This window comes from Martelella sp. K41-7, assembly GCF_055808365.1.
Genome location: NZ_CM147867.1, coordinates 2,289,407 through 2,310,253 on the forward strand (window position 1 = coordinate 2,289,407; position 20,847 = coordinate 2,310,253).

General features: G+C 58.7%; 22 protein-coding genes and 1 pseudogene. 8 read left to right on the forward strand and 15 right to left on the reverse strand.

The window, feature by feature from the left end; genetic code table 11:
• Positions 1–214: 214 nt before the first annotated feature.
• The 6 genes from AC0L7L_RS10865 to AC0L7L_RS10890 form a co-directional block, all read right to left on the reverse strand.
• Complete coding sequence (locus tag AC0L7L_RS10865) at positions 215–739, reverse strand: MerR family transcriptional regulator (protein WP_272211925.1); 525 nt, start codon at positions 737–739, stop codon at positions 215–217.
• A 104-nt stretch (positions 740–843) separates the two neighbouring features.
• On the reverse strand, positions 844–1,188 hold the full coding sequence (locus AC0L7L_RS10870) for an integration host factor subunit alpha (RefSeq protein ID WP_473508973.1): 345 nt from the start codon (positions 1,186–1,188) through the stop codon (positions 844–846).
• Positions 1,189–1,294: 106 nt separating this feature from the next.
• Positions 1,295–2,263, reverse strand: a complete 969-nt coding sequence (locus tag AC0L7L_RS10875) for a beta-ketoacyl-ACP synthase III (protein WP_272211926.1) — start codon at positions 2,261–2,263, stop codon at positions 1,295–1,297.
• Positions 2,264–2,308: 45 nt separating this feature from the next.
• Positions 2,309–3,355 (reverse strand): phosphate acyltransferase PlsX, encoded by a 1,047-nt coding sequence (gene plsX, locus AC0L7L_RS10880; protein WP_473508975.1) that lies wholly within the window; start codon positions 3,353–3,355, stop codon positions 2,309–2,311.
• A gap of 198 nt (positions 3,356–3,553) precedes the next feature.
• Positions 3,554–4,132 carry a YceD family protein gene (locus AC0L7L_RS10885; RefSeq protein WP_473508977.1) on the reverse strand — a complete coding sequence of 193 codons (579 nt, stop codon included), beginning with the start codon at positions 4,130–4,132 and terminating at the stop codon, positions 3,554–3,556.
• Positions 4,125–4,679, reverse strand: a complete 555-nt coding sequence (locus AC0L7L_RS10890) for a ubiquinol-cytochrome C chaperone family protein (RefSeq protein ID WP_272211933.1) — start codon at positions 4,677–4,679, stop codon at positions 4,125–4,127. The genes AC0L7L_RS10885 and AC0L7L_RS10890 overlap by 8 nt, the downstream gene beginning before the upstream one ends.
• A 299-nt stretch (positions 4,680–4,978) precedes the next feature.
• On the opposite strand from AC0L7L_RS10890, the gene AC0L7L_RS10895 reads away from it, so the two are divergent.
• Positions 4,979–5,500, forward strand: a complete 522-nt coding sequence (locus tag AC0L7L_RS10895; protein ID WP_473508979.1) for an outer membrane protein assembly factor BamE — start codon at positions 4,979–4,981, stop codon at positions 5,498–5,500.
• Positions 5,501–5,706: 206 nt separating this feature from the next.
• Here AC0L7L_RS10895 and AC0L7L_RS10900 read toward each other — a convergent pair whose 3' ends face one another.
• Positions 5,707–7,842 carry a sodium-translocating pyrophosphatase gene (locus AC0L7L_RS10900; RefSeq protein ID WP_473508980.1) on the reverse strand — a complete coding sequence of 712 codons (2,136 nt, stop codon included), beginning with the start codon at positions 7,840–7,842 and terminating at the stop codon, positions 5,707–5,709.
• Between the two features lie 434 nt (positions 7,843–8,276).
• Here AC0L7L_RS10900 and AC0L7L_RS10905 point away from each other — a divergent pair, with 434 nt between their 5' ends.
• Positions 8,277–8,918, forward strand: a complete 642-nt coding sequence (locus AC0L7L_RS10905; RefSeq protein ID WP_272211934.1) for a TetR/AcrR family transcriptional regulator — start codon at positions 8,277–8,279, stop codon at positions 8,916–8,918.
• 111 nt (positions 8,919–9,029) lie between these two features.
• Positions 9,030–9,881: a DUF6920 family protein gene (locus AC0L7L_RS10910; protein WP_473508981.1), complete on the forward strand. Its 852-nt coding sequence runs from the start codon at positions 9,030–9,032 to the stop codon at positions 9,879–9,881.
• A gap of 46 nt (positions 9,882–9,927) precedes the next feature.
• Here the strand turns inward: AC0L7L_RS10910 and nusB are convergent, their stop codons facing one another.
• From nusB to AC0L7L_RS10935, 5 genes and pseudogenes are all read right to left on the reverse strand, one after another.
• Complete coding sequence (gene nusB / locus AC0L7L_RS10915) at positions 9,928–10,392, reverse strand: transcription antitermination factor NusB (RefSeq protein ID WP_473508983.1); 465 nt, start codon at positions 10,390–10,392, stop codon at positions 9,928–9,930.
• A gap of 152 nt (positions 10,393–10,544) precedes the next feature.
• Positions 10,545–11,028, reverse strand: a pseudogene (gene nrdR / locus AC0L7L_RS10920) (transcriptional regulator NrdR).
• Positions 11,028–12,332, reverse strand: coding sequence for a serine hydroxymethyltransferase (glyA, locus tag AC0L7L_RS10925; protein ID WP_272211937.1), 1,305 nt, complete (start codon positions 12,330–12,332; stop codon positions 11,028–11,030). The pseudogene nrdR and the gene glyA overlap by 1 nt, the downstream one beginning before the upstream one ends.
• Before the next feature lie 128 nt (positions 12,333–12,460).
• The gene (locus AC0L7L_RS10930; RefSeq protein WP_473508985.1) at positions 12,461–13,753 is read right to left on the reverse strand and encodes a L,D-transpeptidase family protein; all 1,293 of its coding nucleotides are present in this window, start codon (positions 13,751–13,753) and stop codon (positions 12,461–12,463) included.
• A gap of 131 nt (positions 13,754–13,884) precedes the next feature.
• Positions 13,885–14,292: a DUF6163 family protein gene (locus tag AC0L7L_RS10935; RefSeq protein ID WP_272211939.1), complete on the reverse strand. Its 408-nt coding sequence runs from the start codon at positions 14,290–14,292 to the stop codon at positions 13,885–13,887.
• A gap of 143 nt (positions 14,293–14,435) precedes the next feature.
• Between AC0L7L_RS10935 and hemB the strand changes: the two genes are divergently transcribed.
• The 5 genes from hemB (at position 14,436) to AC0L7L_RS10960 (ending at position 18,072) form a co-directional block, all read left to right on the forward strand.
• Positions 14,436–15,458 (forward strand): porphobilinogen synthase, encoded by a 1,023-nt coding sequence (gene hemB, locus AC0L7L_RS10940; protein WP_473508987.1) that lies wholly within the window; start codon positions 14,436–14,438, stop codon positions 15,456–15,458.
• A gap of 103 nt (positions 15,459–15,561) precedes the next feature.
• Positions 15,562–16,029 (forward strand): RDD family protein, encoded by a 468-nt coding sequence (locus AC0L7L_RS10945; protein WP_473508989.1) that lies wholly within the window; start codon positions 15,562–15,564, stop codon positions 16,027–16,029.
• 100 nt (positions 16,030–16,129) lie between these two features.
• Positions 16,130–16,882 carry an arginyltransferase gene (locus AC0L7L_RS10950; RefSeq protein WP_272211941.1) on the forward strand — a complete coding sequence of 251 codons (753 nt, stop codon included), beginning with the start codon at positions 16,130–16,132 and terminating at the stop codon, positions 16,880–16,882.
• A 125-nt stretch (positions 16,883–17,007) separates the two neighbouring features.
• A complete protein-coding gene (gene mscL / locus AC0L7L_RS10955; RefSeq protein WP_473508991.1) occupies positions 17,008–17,460 on the forward strand; it encodes a large conductance mechanosensitive channel protein MscL in 453 nt (150 codons plus the stop codon).
• Positions 17,461–17,526: 66 nt separating this feature from the next.
• Complete coding sequence (locus AC0L7L_RS10960; protein WP_473508993.1) at positions 17,527–18,072, forward strand: DUF6151 family protein; 546 nt, start codon at positions 17,527–17,529, stop codon at positions 18,070–18,072.
• 34 nt (positions 18,073–18,106) lie between these two features.
• Here AC0L7L_RS10960 and guaA read toward each other — a convergent pair whose 3' ends face one another.
• From guaA to AC0L7L_RS10975, 3 genes are read right to left on the reverse strand one after another with little or no spacing between them, the layout of a single operon-like run.
• Positions 18,107–19,672: a glutamine-hydrolyzing GMP synthase gene (guaA, locus tag AC0L7L_RS10965; protein WP_272211943.1), complete on the reverse strand. Its 1,566-nt coding sequence runs from the start codon at positions 19,670–19,672 to the stop codon at positions 18,107–18,109.
• 38 nt (positions 19,673–19,710) lie between these two features.
• Positions 19,711–20,340 (reverse strand): 5'-methylthioadenosine/S-adenosylhomocysteine nucleosidase, encoded by a 630-nt coding sequence (locus AC0L7L_RS10970; protein ID WP_272211944.1) that lies wholly within the window; start codon positions 20,338–20,340, stop codon positions 19,711–19,713.
• A complete protein-coding gene (locus tag AC0L7L_RS10975; RefSeq protein WP_272211945.1) occupies positions 20,341–20,793 on the reverse strand; it encodes a PaaI family thioesterase in 453 nt (150 codons plus the stop codon).
• Positions 20,794–20,847: the final 54 nt, after the last annotated feature.

Genomic DNA, 20,847 nt, shown 5'->3' on the forward strand with positions numbered 1-20,847 from the left:
GGCATCGAAAAGGATACAGCTCCGCTACCACTGGTGGAAGCAGAATCAGGCTATTTGGGCTACAAAGGCAATGGGTTTCAGTACAGGCAGGACACTATGGCGCAGCCGCATCAAGCCACTTTTGACGTTTGACAGGTAATGCCGGGGAACTGCAAGGCCAGTGATAGGCCACGTTCGGTTCGTCAAGGCAGGAAAGCGGCGGTCGTCGAAAGTTTCAACGCACCTGATCGAGCAATCGCTTGCACTCCAGAAGATCATAGAGAACCTCCTGAAGCAGCGCGTCATCCGAACGCGCAAGCCCCGCAGCAGCGTCAACCGTTCCTTCTTCGTCTTTCTTGCGACGGAAAAAACCTGTTCCACCGGCCTTTTTGGATCGGCCGACGATCTGGTCGTCATCAAACATAGAGGGCTGCTGGTCAGCGGACCTGCTTTCGGGAGCTACTGTGAGTGTTTCCAGAATCTCGGCGTCACCACTGCCGATTGCGGTCACGAAACGGTTTCCGTTGGTTTTCAGCAGCTTCTGCACGCCCTTGATGGTGTAGCCGTGATCGTAGAGAAGGTGGCGAATGCCCTTCAGAAGCTCGATATCTTCCGGGCGGTAGTAGCGCCGCCCGCCACCGCGCTTCATAGGCTTGACTTGTGTAAAGCGCGTTTCCCAGAATCGCAGCACGTGCTGCGGCAATTCCAGCTCTTCCGCGACTTCGGAAATGGTGCGAAATGCCTCGGGAGACTTATCCATGCTGCTTAACCATCCTCACCTGCCAAGCTGATCGAATCATCGGTATTTGAACGCGATCGCAGGCTGATGACAAGGCGATTGACGCCGACCGTGAAGGCGCGTGATCAGGAAGCGTTTTTCTGTGCGACCTTTTCGGCCTTCTGCTTGCGCATCAGGTGGGCCTTAAGGATTTTCTGCTTCAGCACGTTCGATGCCTTGAAGGTCATCACCCGCCGCGGTGAAATCGGAACTTCCTCACCGGTCTTGGGGTTACGACCGATGCGTTCATTTTTGTCGCGCACCTGAAAAGTGGCGAAAGAGGAAAGCTTAACCGTCTCCCCCTCAACAATCGCGTCGCATATCTCATCGATTACGGTCTCGACCAGCTCAGCCGATTCCGTTCGCGAAAGCCCCACCTTGCGGAATACCGACTCTGCCAGATCCGCACGCGTCACAGTTTTGCCAGGCATTGCCGCATCCCAGTTTTTTTTCAAATTTCCCCGTCAGCCGAACACTATTGCCGACCGGCGAAGCGGTCAAGCGGCAGCGCCAACTGAATTGACACAGGAGCGCCCTCTACCAGCGCAAAAGAACCGCGCCCCATGTAAAACCGCCGCCCATGGCCTCCAGCATTACCATATCGCCGCGCTTGATACGGCCGTCGCCTGCAGCTGCAGCCAGCGCCAACGGAATGGAGGCCGCCGAGGTATTGGCATGCCGGTCAACCGTTACGACCACCTTGTCAAGGGAAATGCCGAGCTTCTTGGCGGACCCTTCAATAATCCGGCGGTTAGCCTGATGTGGAACCAGCCAGTCGAGTTCATCGATGCTGATCTCCGCCTCGGCCAGCGCCGCCTCGATTACATCGGTGATCATGCCGACAGCATGCTTGAAAACCTCACGGCCTTCCATGCGCAGATGACCGATATCGCCGGTGGTCGAAACCCCGCCGTCAACATAGAGTTTCTGGCAGTGGGAGCCGTCCGAGCGAAGGCTGGCTGCAATGATACCGCGCCCGCCGGCGTCCTGCTCATCCATCGCCTCAAGCACGACCGCGCCGGCACCGTCGCCGAAGAGCACGCAGGTCGTTCTGTCCGTCCAGTCCAGCAGCCGGGAAAACGTCTCCGCGCCGATCACGAGAACGCGGCGTGCGCGGCCTGCCCGAATATAGTTATCAGCCGTTGTCAAAGCATAGACGAAACCGGAACAGACCGCCTGCATGTCGAAGGCAAAGCCGTGCTCCATGCCAAGCCGGTTCTGAATATTCACCGCCGTTGCCGGAAAGGTGTTGTCCGGTGTTGAGGTCGCAACAACAATCAGGTCGATATCGGCAGGCGTCAGACCAGCATTTTCAAGGGCATTGCGCGCAGCCTGTTCGCCGAGCGAAGCGGTGGTCTCGTCGGGTTCAGCGATGTAACGCTGACGAATACCGGTGCGCTGCTGAATCCAGGCATCGGACGTGTCCACAAGCTGGCGCAGCTCGTCGTTTGTGACAACACGCCTTGGCAGCGCAGCACCGAAACCACAGACGACAGAACGCATCATGTTTTTATTCCTTGTTGGCGGGCATCTGAGCCGGAACTGCCCGCTTCAGGCCGCTTCCGGCCCCATGGGTGATTCATTGCGTGCATGATACTCACTCAAATCATGCTGAATCTTCGCCTGCAGTCCGTTATGCACCATATCGTAAGCAACTTCGATGGCCGAAGCATAGCCTTCAGCATCGGTACTGCCGTGACTTTTGATGACAATGCCGTTGAGGCCAAGAAACACGCCGCCATTGACCTTTCGCGGGTCCAGCTTCTCGCGCATCATGCGAAACGCGCCGCGCGCAAAAAGATAGCCGATGCGCGACATCAATGTGCGTGACATCGCCGAGCGTAGATATTCCGCGATCTGGCGGGCCGTACCTTCTGCTGTCTTGAGCGCGATATTGCCTGTAAACCCTTCAACGACGAAAACGTCGACCGTGCCCCGGCCCAGATCATCGCCTTCAACAAAGCCGGCATAATTGAGATTGTCGATATCCGCCTCGCGCAGAAACTTGCCGGCCTCCTTGACCTGTTCCACGCCCTTCACCTCCTCGACGCCGACATTGAGCAGGCCAACAGTCGGCTTCTTCAGTTCGAACAGCGCCCTGGCCATTGCACCTCCCATAAGAGCGAAATCGAGGAGCTGCTTGGCATCAGCACCGATGGTGGCGCCGATATCGAGAACAATGCTCTCGCCCCTGAGTGTGGGCCATATTCCGGCAATAGCCGGCCGGTCGATATCGGGCATGGTCTTGAGACAGAACATCGCCATCGCCATCAGCGCGCCGGTATTGCCTGCCGAAACCGCCGCATCGGTTTCATTGTCCCGCACGGCCTCGATGGCACGCCACATGCTGGAAACATTTCGGCCACGCCTCAAAGCCTGGCTCGGTTTTTCCTCCATGCCAACAGCAATCTCGCAATCGACCACGCGCGCCTGATCCCTAAGCTTCGGATAGGTCGCAAGCAACGGCTCGAGAACAGCCGACTTTCCAAAAAGGAGATAGCTGATGTCCGGGTGTCGCGTCAGCGCCTGGGCAGCTCCGGCGATCGCAACCTCCGGCCCGATATCCCCTCCCATGGCATCAATGGAAATTCTTATCAAACGTTCGAGATCCCTGTTAGCTGCATCCGGAAAAGCCGGGCCAAAATACCGTTTTTGCTGCGTGAAACAACTGCCGAGCGACAAAAACTCCAAATTAGATGTGTTTTGCCGAAGGGCCTGTGATAGCGGGTTTGCATCCCGGCTGAAAGACACTACTCCTTTGCGGGCCGCGCTCGCGGAGCTCAGCCTGTAGCCGCGCTATCCGCCACCTTTCAAGTTCTTCAAAACAGCAAAAGGCGATACCTTTTCCTGAGCGACCTCCTCCACTGTTTCATCATCATTAACGTCAGCCGGCAGCTCGGCATCCGGTTTTCGCGGATAGGGATCAATTGCAAGCCCGATTGCTTCCATCACCACGGCAGCGAGATCAATCTCGGTTCCACTGAAGGGTTCGGGATCATCGGGGCCCTCAGGATCAACAAGAAGCTCCCCTTCCTCATTCAGCTTGCGCCGGAACTGCCTGGAGCCATCCGGCAGATAAGTCACATCCACCGCCTCGTCGATATCAGTTTCGATCGGCTCAAGCGTCACCACACAGGACTGCACCACATGTGCCCTCACCTGCCCGCGCACCCTCACCCCCTCGCGCCGCCACGGCGTAATCCTGAGATCGGCGGAAAGGCTTGTGACGGCATCGACATTCAGAAAATCCGCAGTCGGACCAAGCTCGCCGGCTTCGGCATCAATTCGCATATCGAAGGGAACGGCGGCTGCACGTGCCACGGCGAAGGGCCGCGCAAACGGCAGCGGAATTTCATTCGTGTTCTTGTCAGGCACGTCGTGTCTCCACGCTTTCGGGTACGAGAAAACTCACCATCCCCGTCTCCACCACAATTTCGTCAATCCGGTCAAGGTGGTCGGCGTTTTCCAGCATCCAGCGGGAGAGCTCTGCCATTTGGGAATGGTCCGCCTCCGTATCGTGAATATTGTGGGAAAGCGCAATAGCAAGCTGATCGAGATCGCGATCCTGAAGACAGCGGACATAGCGCTCCAGGCGACCGTAGAACATGCCCGCAAGTTTCTTCATCCGTTTGGGCACCGAATTATCACCGACGCCCAGTTCGCGAATCGAATAATCGATATCCATGAAAAAGGCGTCGATAACCTCCTGCGCCAGCTGCTTTCCGCTTTCCGAAGAGTTGGACGTGCGCTGCAGAAACAGAATCATGACCACCGAGAGCATTTCGAAACGACCCATTACAGTGTCGGGCACATTGCAGCCGGTATAAAAGCATGGCTGGCGCGCAGTCGCCGTGATCACGCCATATTGACGCTGTACGATCTGCTTGTTCGCACGCGCCCTGCCGAAAATCCTAAGTACCATCCCACTCTCTTCAATCCGCTGTGACCTATGACTGCAACACGCCCGTCACAATTGCATCCGGGCCAAAGCTGGTTTATCCAGTGATATTGGAAAACGCGAGGCTTCGAAGTATTCCGGTAACAGTCGGTCTGTGTCCCCAAACCGAACCATTTCAATGGTAGTTTGCGCATCGCCTGCCCGCAACCGGGAATCGTTGCTGATACCGCCGTTTGGCGCTTCGGTGCCATCGCGGATGAAACAAATGACAGCTGGCGGCTGGTCTGTCCGGCCCGAAAGTGAATTTTGCTAGGGAGTTTATGTTGAAGACGCGCCGACAGTATTTTGATTTGACGCCGGTTCGTCCGGCTACCGCAGGTGCACTCGTCGCCGTCACGCTTCTGGCCGCCAGTTGCTCGACAACGGACGTTATTGGCAGCAAGGACGTATTCTATCAGGGCTACGTCATTGATGACGAGATGCTGCAACTGGTCAAGGAAGGATCGAGCCGCGAACAGGTTCTGCTAACACTGGGCGAGCCGTCGACCACCGCGACCTTCGACAACGAGGTTTTCTTCTATATTTCACAGAAGAAAGAGCGCCGGTTCACCTTCCAGAAGCCGCGCCTCGTGGACCAGGAAATTCTCGCGATCTATTTCAACGGTCAGGGCCGTGTTGACAAGATCGCCCGGTACACAATGCAGGATGGCCGCGTTGTAGACATGGCGTCCGACATCACACCGACCGGAGGCAAGGATATCACCTTTATCCAGCAAATCTTGCAGGGCTCCGGCTCCAGCGCCGCCCGCGACTTCTTCAACACCGGTAGCAACGCCATTCCGTAAGTCGCAGCCACAGACACGCCTCGCGCCCCATTCTGGCGCGCGGCGGCGGCCTGGAGGGGCAACCTCTTTGATGACAGGGGCTGGCCAGAATTGTCGGGGATAGCCGCGAGTTTCCAGCCATCAGACAAAAAAACCCCGCCATTGCAGCGGGGTCTTTTTTTGTTCACGGCATGTTGTCCTTCGGGCAAATGCCCGAAGACACTTCCTCAAGCCAGGACTGCCAGCAGAAGTAGCGCAACGATGTTGGTGATCTTGATCGCCGGGTTCACGGCCGGTCCGGCCGTATCCTTGTAGGGGTCGCCGACCGTATCACCGGTTACGGAAGCCTTGTGGGCTTCAGATCCCTTCTCGTGGGTCACTCCGTCCGCATCGACGAAACCATCCTCAAAGCTCTTCTTGGCGTTGTCCCATGCACCACCGCCCGAGGTCATCGAAATGGCGACGAACAGGCCGTTGACGATCACGCCCAGAAGCGAGGCACCCAAGGCTGCAAAGGCGGAGGCCTTCGAACCCGACAGCAGCCACACACCGAAGAAGACAACCAGCGGCGCCAGAACCGGCAGCAGCGAGGGGATGATCATCTCGCGGATTGCGGCCTTTGTCAGCATATCAACGGCACGGCCATAATCCGGCTTTTCAGTGCCGCTCATGATGCCGGGCTTTTCCTTGAACTGGCGGCGCACTTCGCTGACGACCGCACTGGCCGCACGACCGACCGCCGTCATGGCGATGCCACCGAACAGGTATGGAATGAGGCCGCCGAAAATCAGGCCTGCAACCACGTAAGGGTTCGACAGCGAGAACGAGATATCGCCCATATTGGCGTAGAAGGGATAGGTATCCCCGTTGGCCGCGAAATAGGCGAGATCGTTCGAATAGGCAGCGAACAACACCAGTGCACCAAGCCCCGCAGAACCGATGGCATAGCCCTTCGTGACAGCCTTGGTGGTGTTGCCGACGGCATCCAGCGCATCGGTCGATTTGCGGACTTCCGGCGGAAGCCCCGCCATTTCGGCGATCCCACCGGCATTGTCGGTAACCGGGCCGAAGGCGTCGAGCGCCACAATCATACCGGCAATGCCGAGCATGGCGGTAACGGCGATGCCCGTGCCGAAAAGGCCTGCCAGCTGATAGGTGGAGATGATGCCACCGCAGATGACGATTGCGGGAAGCGCCGTCGCCTCAAGCGAGACGGCAAGACCCTGGATCACATTGGTGCCATGGCCGGAGACCGAGGCCTGGGCAATGGAGACCACCGGACGTTTGCCGGTGCCAGTGTAATACTCGGTAATGACCACGATCAGCGCGGTGACGATCAGGCCGACAATGCCGCAGAAGAACAGGTTGAGACCGGTGATGTTGCGACCGGCAACCTCGCCCAGCGAACCGAAACCGACCGTCGCCCATGTGGCGAGACCAAGCCCGACAATAGACAGCAGGCCGGTGACGATCAGGCCGCGATAGAGCGCGCCCATGATCGAGCCATTGGAGCCGAGCTTGACGAAGAAGGTACCGACGATCGAGGTCAGGATGCAGACCCCGCATATGGCGAGCGGCAGCAGCATGACATCGCCGAGAATGGCGGCTCCACCGAAGAAGATGGCACCGAGCACCATGGTGGCGACAACCGAAACCGCGTAAGTCTCGAACAAGTCCGCCGCCATGCCGGCACAATCACCGACATTGTCACCCACATTATCGGCAATCGTCGCCGGGTTGCGCGGATCGTCTTCGGGAATGCCTGCTTCGACTTTGCCCACGAGGTCGCCGCCGACATCGGCACCTTTGGTGAAGATACCACCGCCGAGACGGGCAAACACCGAAATCAGCGAGGCGCCGAAACCGAGTGCGACCAGCGAGTCGATCACCAGCCGATCATTCGGCGCATACCCCATGATAACTGTGAGGTAATAATAGTAGACCGACACGCCAAGAAGCGCGAGGCCGGCCACCAGCATGCCTGTGATCGCGCCGGATTTGAACGCAATGTCGAGACCCGCCGGCAGGCTGTAAGACGCGGCCTGCGCGGTACGGACATTGGCGCGCACGGAAACATGCATCCCTATGAAGCCCGCGGCCCCCGAAAGCACGGCCCCGATAACGAAGCCAATCGCCGCACTCAATGACAGCAGCAGCCAGGCCAGCACGAAGACCACCACACCCACGATCGCGATCGTGGTGTACTGGCGCAGCAGATAGGCTTGCGCCCCCTCCCGGATAAAGCCCGCAATTTCCTTCATGCGCGGCGTTCCCTGATCGGCGACCATCACCGAACGCGTCGCCCAGAGCGCATACACGATCGACAACAGGCCGCAGACAATCACGGCAAGCAGTATCGTCATTTCTCGCATTCCTTCCCTCTACGGCAGGGTCCGGAACAAGGCTTCAGCCGCCCGGATCCGCCGAAATTGTTCACCGGCCAGCCCATTCTGCTGCCCTGAATAAACTTCAGGACAACAGCGTAAACCGCACCGTTTAATCCGCAGAACGCCTCTTTCCCTCCACGCCCTGTGGGCAGACACGAGAGTGCTGTGGAGTGAGCGAAGCGTCAAGTGCTTCGGCTCGACTTTAGGAGACCGTCATGCAGGCGGGCTTTGCGCTATCGCAAAGGTGGGCGGCAAAAATGAAACGATTTAACCCCAAATTCCGGACATGGCCTCTACCCAATTTGGCCTTTGTGCCGCCGCCTCCCGAAGCCCAGCATCAAAAAAGAGTTGCATAATAAATTTAACGGTATTAATTTAATGAAATTAAATTAATAGAAAGAAGAAGAAATATGGCCCGCCCACGCAAGGAACTGCAGATCGAAATTGAGAAGGCCGCTGTCACCGCTACCGTTGGCCTTCTGTCGACCTGTGCGATCGATGACATTTCGCTTGGTCGGATCGCCCGTCAGATCGGATGCAGCGCACCGGCGCTCTACACCCACTTTTCCAACAAGAGCGCGCTTTTGAGGGCCGTGCACGACGAAGGCTTCAGGATGATGCTCGATCAGAAGCTGAAAACGGCAGCGCGCCATCACTCCGCTCCCATCGACCGGCTGTGGGATGGCGGGTTGGCCTATCTCCAATTCGCCTTTGAAAACCCGAATCTCTACCGCCTGATGTTCGATCCCCCGAAGGAAACGGGCATGTCCGGCAATCCTTTCGAGACGGATACCGGCGCTCGCTGCCTCTGCGTCCTGGTCGGCGCGGTTGAAGCCTGTCAGGCGGCGGGATACCTGCCGCAAGCCGAGGCCGGAAAGATCGCGTTCCTGCTTTGGTCGACGGTTCACGGGGCGGCGATGCTCACCCTTCTCGACCGCGCGCCCGTGGCTGAAAATGAAGATCCCCGTGACGCGGCTATCGCATCCGTCGACTCATTGATGCGTTTCCTGATCGCGACCGGCGCGCAACCGGGTTCGCATGCCAACGCCTGACGTGCCCTGCTCCATTCGCACGCGCAAAGAACGCATCACCCTACCGACTTGACCCATCGTGCTTTCCCGACAGCCTTTCCGGCTTTCGGGCCGATGCACCAGGAGACCCCTATGTTTATACGGATTCTGAAATACGCCGCCGCAGCCCTTGCCGTCATCGTAATCGCGCTGATGGCGTGGATCGGCATTTCACATGTCATAACCGAGCGCGAGATCGCCGGCCATGGGCGCAAGGTACGTGCCATTGCCGCGCAGGCCGGATTTCCTCAGCCATCCGACGCTCAGATGCAAGCATTGCCCGCGCCGGTGCAACGCTATTTCGATTTTGCAATCAAGGATGTCAAGCCCACCTTAACAGTGGTTTCCCTTGCTGAGGAAGGCATGTTCCGCCGGCCGCTGACGGAGGTGTTTGAGCCGACCCAGGCCGAACAGACGATTTCGTTGTCGAGCCCGGCCCTGCTTTTTGCTGCAACGACGCCTATCGCCCCAGGGGTCGAAGCACGGGTCTACGATTTCTTTGCAGACGGCGAGATGGAGATGCGCGCGAAGCTTGCCTCGACACTGACCGTCGTTGACGAAAAGGCCTCTCCGGAACTCAACCGGATATCTCTCAGGCGTTGGCTGCTGGAAAGTCCGCTCATGCCGGTGGCGTTGCTGCCCGGCGGCCCGGTCCGCTGGGACCCCATCGACGAACACAGCGCGCTGGCGACAGTTAGCGGGTTCGGACTCGAGGCGAGCATGATCGCCACCTTCCGTGAAGATGGCAGCCTCGCAAGTTTCGACGCCACCGAAGACGGCGATCTGACGACGCCTTATCACGGTTCCGGCGAACATTCGCAACGCAGCGACTACCGGCCCGTGGCGGGGATGATGATCCCCCACACATTCACCATCGCCCGCGCTGGAGAGGGGCGGATCGAACCGTTCTGGAAAGGCCGTGTTACCGAAATCAGTTTCGACTGACAGAACGAACATCACCTGCCGAAAGGCCTGAGTGTCGGCAACGCACTCAGGCCTTTTTCTCAAGCCGCTCGCGCCGCGCGATCCGATCGAGCACGGCATTAACAAGCTTGCCCTCGTCGCCCTCGAAGAAGGCGGTGGCGATTTCGACATATTCGGTGACGATGACGGCGGTCGGGACGTCCGGCTTATTCGTGATCTCGAAGACGCCCGCGCGCAGAATAGCCCTGAGCGTGGAATCGAGCCGCGAAAGCGTCCAGCCCTCAGAAATGGAGGCGGAAATCTTCGGATCGAGTGTCTTCTGGTCACGCACAACGCCGGTGACGATCGAACGGAACCAGGCCGGATCGGCCTTCAGATATATGTCGCCGTCGATTTCCTTGCCCAGACGATAGACCTCGTATTCGGCCAGGACATCGGCAAGCGCCGTTCCAGCGAGATCCATCTGATAGAGCGCCTGAACGGCGGCAAGGCGCGCGGCGCCCCGCTGATTTGCGGTCTTTTCGGTCGTCATGATACTCCTCGCATTCCGAAAGGATGCGGTCATTTCTAAAGGCCGCGCGATATCGCCGGCACATGGTCATGAGCGGCTAAACCACGCCAGCCGGACACTTGCAAGTGTTTTGCTCGATCCAAACGGATGCGAGGAACAGAATTGCGCTGAGCTCAAACCTCGCTGGTGTCAGAATCACGCGCAAGCTTGGCTGAAAACTCGGCGATGATCTCCTCGAAATCCTCGGTGGTCGAGAAATCGCGATAGACGGAGGCAAAGCGGACGAAAGCGACGTCATCGAGATTTTTCAGCGCCTCCAGCACCAAAAGGCCGATTTCTTCGGACTGGATCTCGGGTTCGCCCGCACTTTCCAGACGACGGACGATCCCGGAGACAGCGCGTTCGATGCGTTCACGTTCAACCGGCCGTTTCCTGAGGGCGATCTCGAAAGAACGCACCAGCTTGTCGCGATCAAACGGCACCTTGCGGCCGTTCTTCTTGAAAACCACGAGTTCGCGCAGCTGCACGCGCTCGAATGTAGTGAACCGCCCGCCGCAATCGGGACAGACACGCCTGCGGCGGATGGACGTGTTGTCCTCCGCCGGGCGCGAGATCCTTGACCTGAGTATCAGGTGAATTGCAGAACGGGCAGCGCATCAGCCCATATAGCCATACATCGGGAAGCGCTGGGAAAGAGCGACCACCTTTTCACGCACGGCCTTTTCGACAGCGGCGTTGCCTTCGTCGGAGTTGGCTTCCTTCAGACCGTCCAGCACTTCGACGATCAGTGTGCCGATCTCGGTAAACTCGGCCTCGGTGAAGCCACGGGTCGTGCCGGCGGGCGTGCCGAGACGGACACCCGAGGTCACGAAAGGCTTTTCCGGATCGAAGGGAATGCCGTTTTTGTTGCAGGTGATATAGGCGCGGCCAAGGGCTGCCTCGGCGCGCTTGCCGGTGGCATTCTTCGGCCTAAGATCGACCAGCATCGAGTGGTTGTCGGTACCGCCCGAAACGACGTCGAGACCGCCTTTCATCAGCGACCCGGCGAGCGCACGGGAATTCTTGACAACCTGCTCGGCATATTCCTTGAATTCCGGCTGCAGTGCCTCCCCAAAGGCAACAGCCTTGGCAGCGATCACATGCATCAGCGGCCCGCCCTGAAGGCCGGGGAACACGGCAGAATTGATCTTCTTGGCGATATCGGGGTCATTGGTCAGCACCATGCCGCCACGCGGGCCACGCAGCGACTTGTGGGTCGTGGTGGTGGTGACATGTGCATGCGGGCAAGGCGAAGGGTGTACGCCGCCGGCAACCAGACCGGCAATATGTGCCATATCGACCATCAGATAAGCGCCGACGGAATCGGCAATCTCGCGGAACCGTTTCCAGTCCCATACACGCGAATAGGCCGTGCCGCCGGCGATGATCAGCTTCGGGCGATGCTGCTCGGCCTTCTTGGCCACCTCGTCCATGTCAATCAGATTGTCCTCGCGGGACACGCCGTAGGACACCACATCGAACCACTTGCCCGACATATTGACCGGCGAACCGTGGGTGAGATGGCCACCCGAGTTGAGGTCAAGCCCCATGAAGGTGTCGCCCGGCTGCAGCAGCGCGAGGAACACGGCCTGGTTCATCTGCGAACCGGAATTCGGCTGCACATTGGCGAATTCAACACCGAACAGCTTCTTGGCACGATCAATCGCTAGTTGCTCAGCGATATCAACGAACTGGCAGCCACCGTAATAGCGCTTGCCCGGATAGCCCTCGGCATACTTGTTGGTCATGATGGAGCCCTGCGCCTCAAGCACGGCGCGCGAGACGATATTTTCCGAAGCGATCAGCTCGATCTCGTGGCGCTGGCGGCCAAGCTCCTTGCCGATCGCATCAAAGATTTCCGGATCGGTGTCGGAGAGCGTGCGGTTGAAGAAGTTCTCGGTAAACACTGTCTGGCTTGTCATCGCAGGTTCCTCAGTTTTGGCGGGCGGAAGCGTTCTAGCGCCCGGTGCATCATCGTGCAATAGACGAAAGCCGCCGGCGAACATGGCTCCCCGGCGGCATTTTCAATCATGTTTACGAAGAACGGACCCTATTCGATGCCGCTGGTGGTCTGCAGCGCAAGTTCGGGCGCACCATCGAGATTGTAGATATCATCGCGGAACTGCACGATCCCATCCTTCGCGGACCAGGCGGTGATGTAGACGAAATGGTTTGGCACAGGGTCGGCAAGGTTCACAGGCGCGGAAATACCGGCGTGAATGGTCTGCTCGATTTTCTGACGGTCCCATCCGGGCGTGTTCTTCAAAAGCCAGACATCAAGGTCGCGGACGTTCTCGATACGCACGCAGCCGGATGATTCGAAACGCAGCATATCGTTGAACAACGACTGGCTCGGCGTATCGTGCATGTAGACAGCATGCTTGTTGTGAAAGTTGATCTTGGTTGACGCCATGGCGCTGTTCGGCCCCGGATCCTGACGGAAAGTCAGGTTCGGCGCTTTTTCGGCATTCCAGTCGATCGTCATCGGATCGACCTCTTTGCCCTTGTTGTCATAAAGCCGGATCTTGTTGTCCACCAGATAGTTCGGATCCTCGCGCATCAGCGGCATGATATCCTTCTGGATGATCGAACGCGGCACGGTCCAGGGTGGGTTGAAGATGATCTCGAAGATTTTCGAGTTCAGCAACGGCGTTGGGCGCGAAGGCCGACCGACAATGGCGACATTACGCAACGCGACGGCATTGTTCTCCACCGCCTCGGCATAGGCTGCGGGAATATTGACCAGCACATAACGCTCACCGAGGTTCGAGCCAAGGTCCTCAACGCGTGTCAGATTGGTTTCAAGCTGGGCAAGGCGAACCCGGGCGCTGACATTGAGCGCCTTCAGCGTGTACTCGTCAATATAGCCGGTCTCGGCAAGACCGTGACGCGCCTGAAAGTGGCGAACCGCACCCTGAACATAGGAGTCGTAAGAATCAGAAATACCGGCTGACCGCGACAGATCGCCGGAGATAATCAGCCGCTGACGCAACTGCTGCACGGAGGCATCATAAACGCCGAATTGCAGCGGAACATTGGGATGCACCTCGGGCCAGCCACCACCGGTGACAATTCGCTGGTACTCCGCGATTGCCTGCATCAGATTCGACGGTGCGTTCGGACCGAGTATCGGTTGGTTGGAACTGACACTGGCCTGGGCACGCGAGGTCACGGCATCGAACTGGTCATCCCAGTTGCCGCGCCCGGGCGTGTTGATCAGCGCGTCGACCGCCGACTGCGCAGAAGCCAGTTGCGGCAGAGCCAGCACACCCGCGGCACCGGCGATGAAACGTCGGCGCGACACAGTTTTGGAGTGCGCTTTCTGGTCTAGTTTTTTTGTCATGAAATCCAAATCTCGTTCAGTCCCTCAAACGCCGGAAGCAGGCGTCACTGCTTCAGTGAAGCCCTGTCACAGCAATATGGCCAATTATTGTCGGATTTCAAACCCAAGCCGGCAGGACACTCTCGCGCATTTTAACGCTGACGAATGAAGGCAAGGTAAACCCAGAAGGAGACATAGAAGCCGATCAATAAAACGTGAACGGCTGTCAGCCCGGCTGCATCGCCGAAAATCTGCGGGTAGGCACTGCGCACACCGATCTGGAATGCGACGCTGACCACCCATAGCACCCCGCCCCACCTTACCCCGAACCAGAGACCGAGAGCGGCGACCGGATAGAGCACGGACAGCACCGCTTCGACAAAACGGATATCGGGATGGACGATATCGAATCGTCCGGCACCACCTTCAGAAAGCCCAATGAGCGCCGCCCAGCTGAAAAGCGCCAAAATAAGAAGAAACACAGCAACACACCGCTTAAAAACCAGAAAAGCGGACTGCGAAAAACTGGGACTTGGGGTAACGCTCGATTCTGAGTTCATGATCGCCTTATACGCGGCAAATGCCTGCCGACAAACCCGGGAGCGGCGTTGCCGATGTGACAATTTGGAGTGTTTAGCGCTCGCTGTCAGCGTGCTACAAGCCTGACGAACATCAAAACTGTCCAGCAGGCCGGAGAAACAGGATGAACGACGCCAACGACAAGACCCATCTCGTCGACCGGATCACGGGTCACCGCCGCATGCGCCGCAACCGCAAGGCCGACTGGACCCGCAGGCTGGTGCGCGAGAACCGACTGACGGTCGATGACCTGATCTGGCCGGTTTTCGTCATCCCGGGCGAGAATATCGAAGAGCCGATCCCGGCCATGCCCGGCGTTTCCCGCATGAGCGTTGACCGGCTGGCGGAGGCCGCCTGCAAGGCCGAGGCGCTCGGTATCCCCGCAATCGCCACCTTTCCCAATATCGAGCTCGAAAAGCGCGATATGAACGGTTCGGAAATTCTCAATCCCGACAATCTGATCAACCGCGCCACCCGTGCCATCAAGAAGGCAGCCCCCGGTGTCGGCGTGATTACCGATGTCGCGCTCGACCCGTTCACCAGTCACGGCCATGACGGCATCCTGATCGGCGACGAGATCGTCAATGACGGCACCGTTGATCATATCTGCGAGGCAGCCGTGCTGCAGGCAGAGGCGGGTGCTGACATTGTGGCGCCCTCTGAAATGATGGACGGGCGGATCGGCGCGATCCGCGAACGGCTGGACGCTGCAGGCTTCCAGAATGTCGGCATCATGTCCTATGCGACCAAATTTTCCTCCGGCTTCTACGGGCCTTACCGCGAAGCAATTGCGACCAAAGGACTGCTGAAGGGCGACAAGGCAAGCTATTACGTCGACTCTGCAAATGGTACTGAGGCCCTGCGCGACGCCGCCCTCGATGTCGAGGAAGGCGCTGACATGCTGATGGTCAAACCGGGCCTGCCCTATCTCGATATCTGCTGGAGGATGAAGGAAACCTTCGGCCTTCCGGTCTTCGCCTATCAGGTCTCCGGCGAATACGCGATGATCCGCATGGCCGCGGAACGCGGCGCCATCGATGGCGACCGGGTGATGATGGAAACGCTTCTGTCGTTCAAACGCGCCGGCTGCGACGGCATCCTCACCTATTTCGCAATGGAGGTCGCCGAAAAACTGGCGAAATCGTGACCATCGTCACGCTCCCGGCGTTGCAATCAGCCACGGCCATCCCACATTGGAATGAAAGCTGAGGCGGAACGCCTAGCTGGATCGAAACGAGCGAGTGACAACGATGAGCATTCAACGAGACATGCCCTACGCAGCACCGAATGCTGGCAGCGCCGCCTATTCCGGCGTGTTGTCGCGCCGGGTTCTGGCGTTTCTGGTCGATTACCTCATCATCGCAATCCTGTGGGTGCCTGCAGCGGTTCTGCTGTTCTTTGTCGGGATTGCCACGCTGGGGCTCGCCTTTTTGCTGTATCCGGTGCTCTATTTCATCGTCGCCGTGTTCTATTTCGGCTTCACGATGGGCGGGTTCGCGCAGGCCTCGCTTGGCATGCGGACCATGGGCCTCAGGATCGTTCGCACCGATGGCTTGAGGATGGATTTTCTGACCGCCGCCGTGCATCTGGCCCTGTTCTGGCTGTTCAACTCCATCCTGACGCCGCTGGTTCTGTTGGTCGGTCTCTTCACCGATCGCAAGCGACTGCTGCACGATTTTCTGGTCGGCGCCGTGATCGTGCGTGAAGAAGCGATCTGAAGCGGAAGCATTCTCGGCACAAGATCGCCGCAGGCAAGGTTGACCTTTTGGCCGATTGCGCCATTCTAGGATCAGTAACCCGAAGCATGTTGTGCCGGTCATGAACACGCAAGCCATCCAGTCACCACAGTTTTACCTGACTGCTCCGGCGCAGTGCCCCTATCTGGAGGCAGAGCGCGAGCGCAAGGTTTTCACCCATCTCGTCGGCCCCCGCGCCAACGAGATGAACGACCTTCTCACGCAGGGCGGCTTCAGACGTTCGCAGAATATTGCCTATCGCCCGGCGTGCGAGAACTGCCGCGCCTGTGTATCCGTGCGGATCTTGGCGGACGAGTTTGAAAAGCCGCGGTCGCTGAAACGTATTGCCTCACGCAACAGCAACCTCGTGGCGACCGAGCGACCCGCAATTGCCACGTCTGAGCAATATGACCTGTTTCGCACCTATCTCGACAGCCGCCACCAGCGCGGCGGTATGGCCGACATGACGATCGATGATTATGTCGTGATGGTGGAAGAGACCCATGTGGAAACCCGAATGTTCGAATACCGCATTTCAACCGGCCACCTCGGTGAGGAGGGCGAGCTTATTGCCGTAGCGCTCTCGGATTTCCTCGTCGACGGGCTGTCCATGGTCTATTCCTTTTTCAACCCGGCCTATGTGAAGCGTTCGCTTGGAAGCTTCATGATCATTGACCATGTGGGCCGGGCCCAGAAGCTTGGCCTGCCCTATGTCTATCTCGGCTACTGGGTCAAAGGCTCACAGAAGATGGACTACAAGAAACGCTTCCAGCCGCAGGAACACCTTACCGGCCAGGGCTGGGAACGGGCCGAAATCGAAGAGCCTGTGGATTAGGCCGCCAGCCAGTGCCATTTCCGCCAATTAGAGCTCTTTTCAACCCGCGGAATATGGAACCCTCCGTCACAATCGCCTAACGTCGGCCTGTCAGAACAGGCATATGAGGCAAAAACGGAGAGACAATGCTTAAGGAATTCCGGGATTTCATCGCCAGAGGCAATGTCGTCGACATGGCCGTCGGCATCATTGTGGGCGCGGCATTTACCGCAATCGTCCGTTCGCTGGTGGCCGATATCATCGATCCGATTATCGGGCTGATCGTCGGCGGCATCGATTTTTCCGACATGTATTTCGTGATGAACGGCGTCGTCCCCGAGGGAGCAAGCCTTGCGGACGCGCGCGATTCAAGCGCCGCGATTTTTGCGTACGGCGCCTTCATCACCTCCATCATCAATTTCATGATCATCGCATTCGTGGTCTTCATGCTGGTCAAAACCATCAACCGGGTGCGCGTAGCAGCCGAGCGTAAGGCCAAGCGTCAGGAAGAGGTCGCGGCCGCTGCAGCCCCGCCACCTGGACCGACCGAGCTGGAAGTGCTGCTCGAGATTCGCGATTCGCTGAAGCAGCAGCAGTAACGAACACAGGACAGAACGCTGAGGGCCGGCGTGACAGTCTAGCGTTGTTTTTTTGGGGGCAGATCAATGGGCGACGTGACGGAGCTGCAGTGCCGCTGTGGTGCTGTGAAAATGCAAGCGGCAGACGCCCCGATCATGAGTGCGGAATGCCTTTGCAATTCCTGCCGGAGCGCCGCCGAATTGATGGAGGCGCTTCCCGGTGCGCCGCGTCTGCGCGAGGCATCCGGCGGCACGCGCATGGAGGTTTTCCGCAAGGACCGGGTGCGATGCCTGAGCGGCTCGGAAAATCTGCGTGAGTTTCGCCTGAACGACAAGACCAAGACCCGGCGCATCGTTGCGGTCTGCTGCAACACACCGATGATCCTCGACGTCACAGTGGGCCACTGGGTTGATCTTTACGGCATACTCTGGCCGGAGGGCACCCTGCCCCCGCTCCAATTACGATCCATGGCCGGAACCCTCGACGATCAATCATCGCTGCCGCAAGACGTGCCCAACCTAAAAGCCTATTCGGCGGGCTTCTTCGTCCGACTGCTGGCGGCCTGGGTTGCGATGAGGTTCCGAAGACCGAAGATCGACTATGTCAAAGGCGAGCTTGAGTTGAACCGCTGACGCGCGGTCCAGCCCACCATTGCCAACTGCAGCTTCATTCCCACTCGATCGTGCCCGGCGGCTTCGACGTCACGTCGTAGACCACGCGGTTGATGCCGCGGACTTCGTTGATGATGCGGGTGGCGGCTTTGCCGAGGAAGTTCATGTCGTAGTGGTAGAAATCGGCTGTCATGCCATCGACGGAGGTCACGGCGCGCAGTGCGCAGACGAATTCATAGGTGCGGCCATCGCCCATCACACCGACGGTCTGCACCGGCAGCAGCACGGCGAAGGCCTGCCAGATGACGTCGTAGAGGCCGTTTTTCCGTATTTCATCGAGATAGATGGCGTCGGCCTCGCGCAGGATGTCGAGCTTTTCCTTGGTCACGCCGCCGGGGCAGCGGATCGCAAGGCCCGGGCCCGGGAATGGGTGGCGACCGATGAAGCTATCGGGCAGGCCAAGCTCCTTGCCGAGTACGCGAACCTCATCCTTGAACAGTTCACGCAACGGCTCAACGAGCTGCATGTTCATGCGCTCGGGCAGGCCACCGACATTGTGGTGCGACTTGATGGTGACCGATGGGCCGCCGGAGAAGGAGACGCTTTCGATCACATCCGGATAGAGCGTGCCCTGGCCGAGGAAGTCGGCACCGCCGAGCTTCTTCGCCTCGTCCTCGAAGGTCTCGATGAACAGGCGACCGATAATCTTGCGCTTGGTTTCCGGATCGGCCACGCCTTCAAGCTCGCCGCCGAATTTATCGACCGCATCGACATGGATGAGGTGGAGATTGTAGTGCTCGCGGAACATCGCGACCACTTCGGCCGCCTCATTCTTGCGCATCAGGCCGTGGTCAACGAGGATGCAGGTGAGCTGGTCGCCGATGGCCTCGTGGATCAGGAGTGCGGCAACGGATGAGTCAACGCCACCGGAGAGCGCGCAGATCACCTTACTGTCGCCGACCTGATCGCGGATCTTCTGGACCATTTCAGCGCGGTAGGCCGCCATCGACCAGTCGGATTTCAGCCCGACGATCTTGTGCACGAAATTGGAAAGCAGCTTGCCGCCATCGGGCGTGTGCACCACTTCCGGGTGGAACATGGTGGTGTAATAGCGCTTTTCCTCGTTGACGCAGATGGCAAAGGGCGCATGCGGCGAGGTGCCGATCACTTCAAAACCATCCGGTGCATGCATCACGCGGTCGCCATGGCTCATCCACACGGGATATTTGTGACCGACTTCCCAGATGCCTTCGAAAAGCGGTGAGGCTTTCAGGATCTCAACATCGGCGCGGCCGAATTCCGCTGCGTGACCACCTTCGACCGAGCCGCCGAGTTGAACGCAGAGCGTCTGCTGGCCATAGCAGATGGCAAGGATCGGCACCCCACTGTCGAACACCGCCTGCGGCGCGCGCGGCGAACCGTCCCGTGTCACAGAATCCGGTCCGCCCGAGAATATCACGCCCTTCGGCTGCAGTCGCTCGAAGCCTTCCTCCGCTTTCTGAAACGGCACGATCTCGCAGAACACGCCGGTTTCGCGCACGCGACGCGCGATCAACTGCGTCACCTGGCTGCCGAAATCGATGATCAGGACGGAATCGGGATGGGAAATGTCTGCGGTCATGGGAAGGCCTTCCGGTCGATGAAAGCTAAAAGCTGCGTTTAGAGGGGAATTGCGCCCGTTTCAATGGCGCTTTCCAGCCGATCGACGGCTTGGCTGAGTTTTTCATCGATTATGTGCAGATATTGGCTCCAGTCATCGACATGTTTGAGCTCTTCCCTGCCATCGGAAATACCCCGAAGGCCGGTCAACGGCACGCCCATGAGCTGGCACGCGCGCAAAAGCGCGAAAGTTTCCATGTCGACCATATCGGCATCGATCCGGTCATAGGCCGCACCCGAGACGATATTGGCGCCGGTTGAAAGGCGCGCGGAAGGCAGGCCGGGGATCGAAAACGGCAGCAGAACTTCGGCGGGAATATCCAGAAACGGCGTGCGCCCCTTCTCAAATCCGAGCGGCGAGGCATCCATGTCACGATAGGAGACCGAGGCGGCCTGGTAGATTTCCGTCTGCTCCAGCGTGGCTGAACCTGCCGAGCCGAGCGAAACGACCAGCGCCGGCAATCTGTTTGCCGCGGCATAAACCGTCAGCGCCTTGGTCAGTGATATCGCAGCCTCGACCGGGCCCACGCCCGCCATCAGCGGCGAAATCCGGGCTTTCAGCTTTTCGCCATACTCGGCTTCTGCCGCCATGACGAAGAGAACGTCCTTTCCTGCAACACGATCGAGCATCTAGCCCTGAAACCCTTCCCGGTCGCGCACGACCATACATGTGCCGGACATCGATGCGATCAGTTTCGCAGGCCCATCGTCGCCCAGCGCATAGCCGCGCCCGTCGGTAACGATGATATTACTGCCGGGCTTGGTGACCTCGCCGCGAAACAGAAACCGACCCGCGCGCCCTGGCGAAAGCAGATTGACCTTGAACTCAATGGTGAGAAGCGACGCATCGGTATCGATCATGGTGTAGGCGGCATAGGTGCAGGCGGTCTCCATCCCCGTCGCGATCACCCCGGCATGGAGAATACCGTGTTGCTGGGTCAGCTTCTGGTCAAACGGAAACTCGATCTCGACCACACCATGGCTGATGCGCGTCAGCTCCGCACCGAGCATCTCCATCGCGCCCTGGCTTGCAAAACTGTTCATGATCCGGGCGTGGAAGTCGCCGTGCTCGAAATTTGCCATACATCACCTCGTCCTGAGGTGAGATTGGCACGACCGCGTTTTCCCAACAAGCGG

What these genes read in the sequence shown, in the direction of transcription:
- AC0L7L_RS10975 (WP_272211945.1), bottom strand. Translation starts at nt 20,793, where the DNA reads ATGGCAAATTTCGAGCACGGCGACTTCCACGCCCGGATCATGAACAGT.
- AC0L7L_RS10890 (WP_272211933.1), bottom strand. Translation starts at nt 4,679, where the DNA reads ATGGTACTTAGGATTTTCGGCAGGGCGCGTGCGAACAAGCAGATCGTA.
- nusB (WP_473508983.1), bottom strand. Translation starts at nt 10,392, where the DNA reads ATGACGACCGAAAAGACCGCAAATCAGCGGGGCGCCGCGCGCCTTGCC.
- hemB (WP_473508987.1), top strand. Translation starts at nt 14,436, where the DNA reads ATGAACGACGCCAACGACAAGACCCATCTCGTCGACCGGATCACGGGT.
- AC0L7L_RS10870 (WP_473508973.1), bottom strand. Translation starts at nt 1,188, where the DNA reads ATGCCTGGCAAAACTGTGACGCGTGCGGATCTGGCAGAGTCGGTATTC.
- AC0L7L_RS10910 (WP_473508981.1), top strand. Translation starts at nt 9,030, where the DNA reads ATGTTTATACGGATTCTGAAATACGCCGCCGCAGCCCTTGCCGTCATC.
- AC0L7L_RS10950 (WP_272211941.1), top strand. Translation starts at nt 16,130, where the DNA reads ATGAACACGCAAGCCATCCAGTCACCACAGTTTTACCTGACTGCTCCG.
- mscL (WP_473508991.1), top strand. Translation starts at nt 17,008, where the DNA reads ATGCTTAAGGAATTCCGGGATTTCATCGCCAGAGGCAATGTCGTCGAC.
- AC0L7L_RS10970 (WP_272211944.1), bottom strand. Translation starts at nt 20,340, where the DNA reads ATGCTCGATCGTGTTGCAGGAAAGGACGTTCTCTTCGTCATGGCGGCA.
- AC0L7L_RS10960 (WP_473508993.1), top strand. Translation starts at nt 17,527, where the DNA reads ATGGGCGACGTGACGGAGCTGCAGTGCCGCTGTGGTGCTGTGAAAATG.
- AC0L7L_RS10865 (WP_272211925.1), bottom strand. Translation starts at nt 739, where the DNA reads ATGGATAAGTCTCCCGAGGCATTTCGCACCATTTCCGAAGTCGCGGAA.
- AC0L7L_RS10945 (WP_473508989.1), top strand. Translation starts at nt 15,562, where the DNA reads ATGAGCATTCAACGAGACATGCCCTACGCAGCACCGAATGCTGGCAGC.
- AC0L7L_RS10905 (WP_272211934.1), top strand. Translation starts at nt 8,277, where the DNA reads ATGGCCCGCCCACGCAAGGAACTGCAGATCGAAATTGAGAAGGCCGCT.
- AC0L7L_RS10875 (WP_272211926.1), bottom strand. Translation starts at nt 2,263, where the DNA reads ATGATGCGTTCTGTCGTCTGTGGTTTCGGTGCTGCGCTGCCAAGGCGT.
- guaA (WP_272211943.1), bottom strand. Translation starts at nt 19,672, where the DNA reads ATGACCGCAGACATTTCCCATCCCGATTCCGTCCTGATCATCGATTTC.
- AC0L7L_RS10900 (WP_473508980.1), bottom strand. Translation starts at nt 7,842, where the DNA reads ATGACGATACTGCTTGCCGTGATTGTCTGCGGCCTGTTGTCGATCGTG.
- AC0L7L_RS10930 (WP_473508985.1), bottom strand. Translation starts at nt 13,753, where the DNA reads ATGACAAAAAAACTAGACCAGAAAGCGCACTCCAAAACTGTGTCGCGC.
- glyA (WP_272211937.1), bottom strand. Translation starts at nt 12,332, where the DNA reads ATGACAAGCCAGACAGTGTTTACCGAGAACTTCTTCAACCGCACGCTC.
- AC0L7L_RS10935 (WP_272211939.1), bottom strand. Translation starts at nt 14,292, where the DNA reads ATGAACTCAGAATCGAGCGTTACCCCAAGTCCCAGTTTTTCGCAGTCC.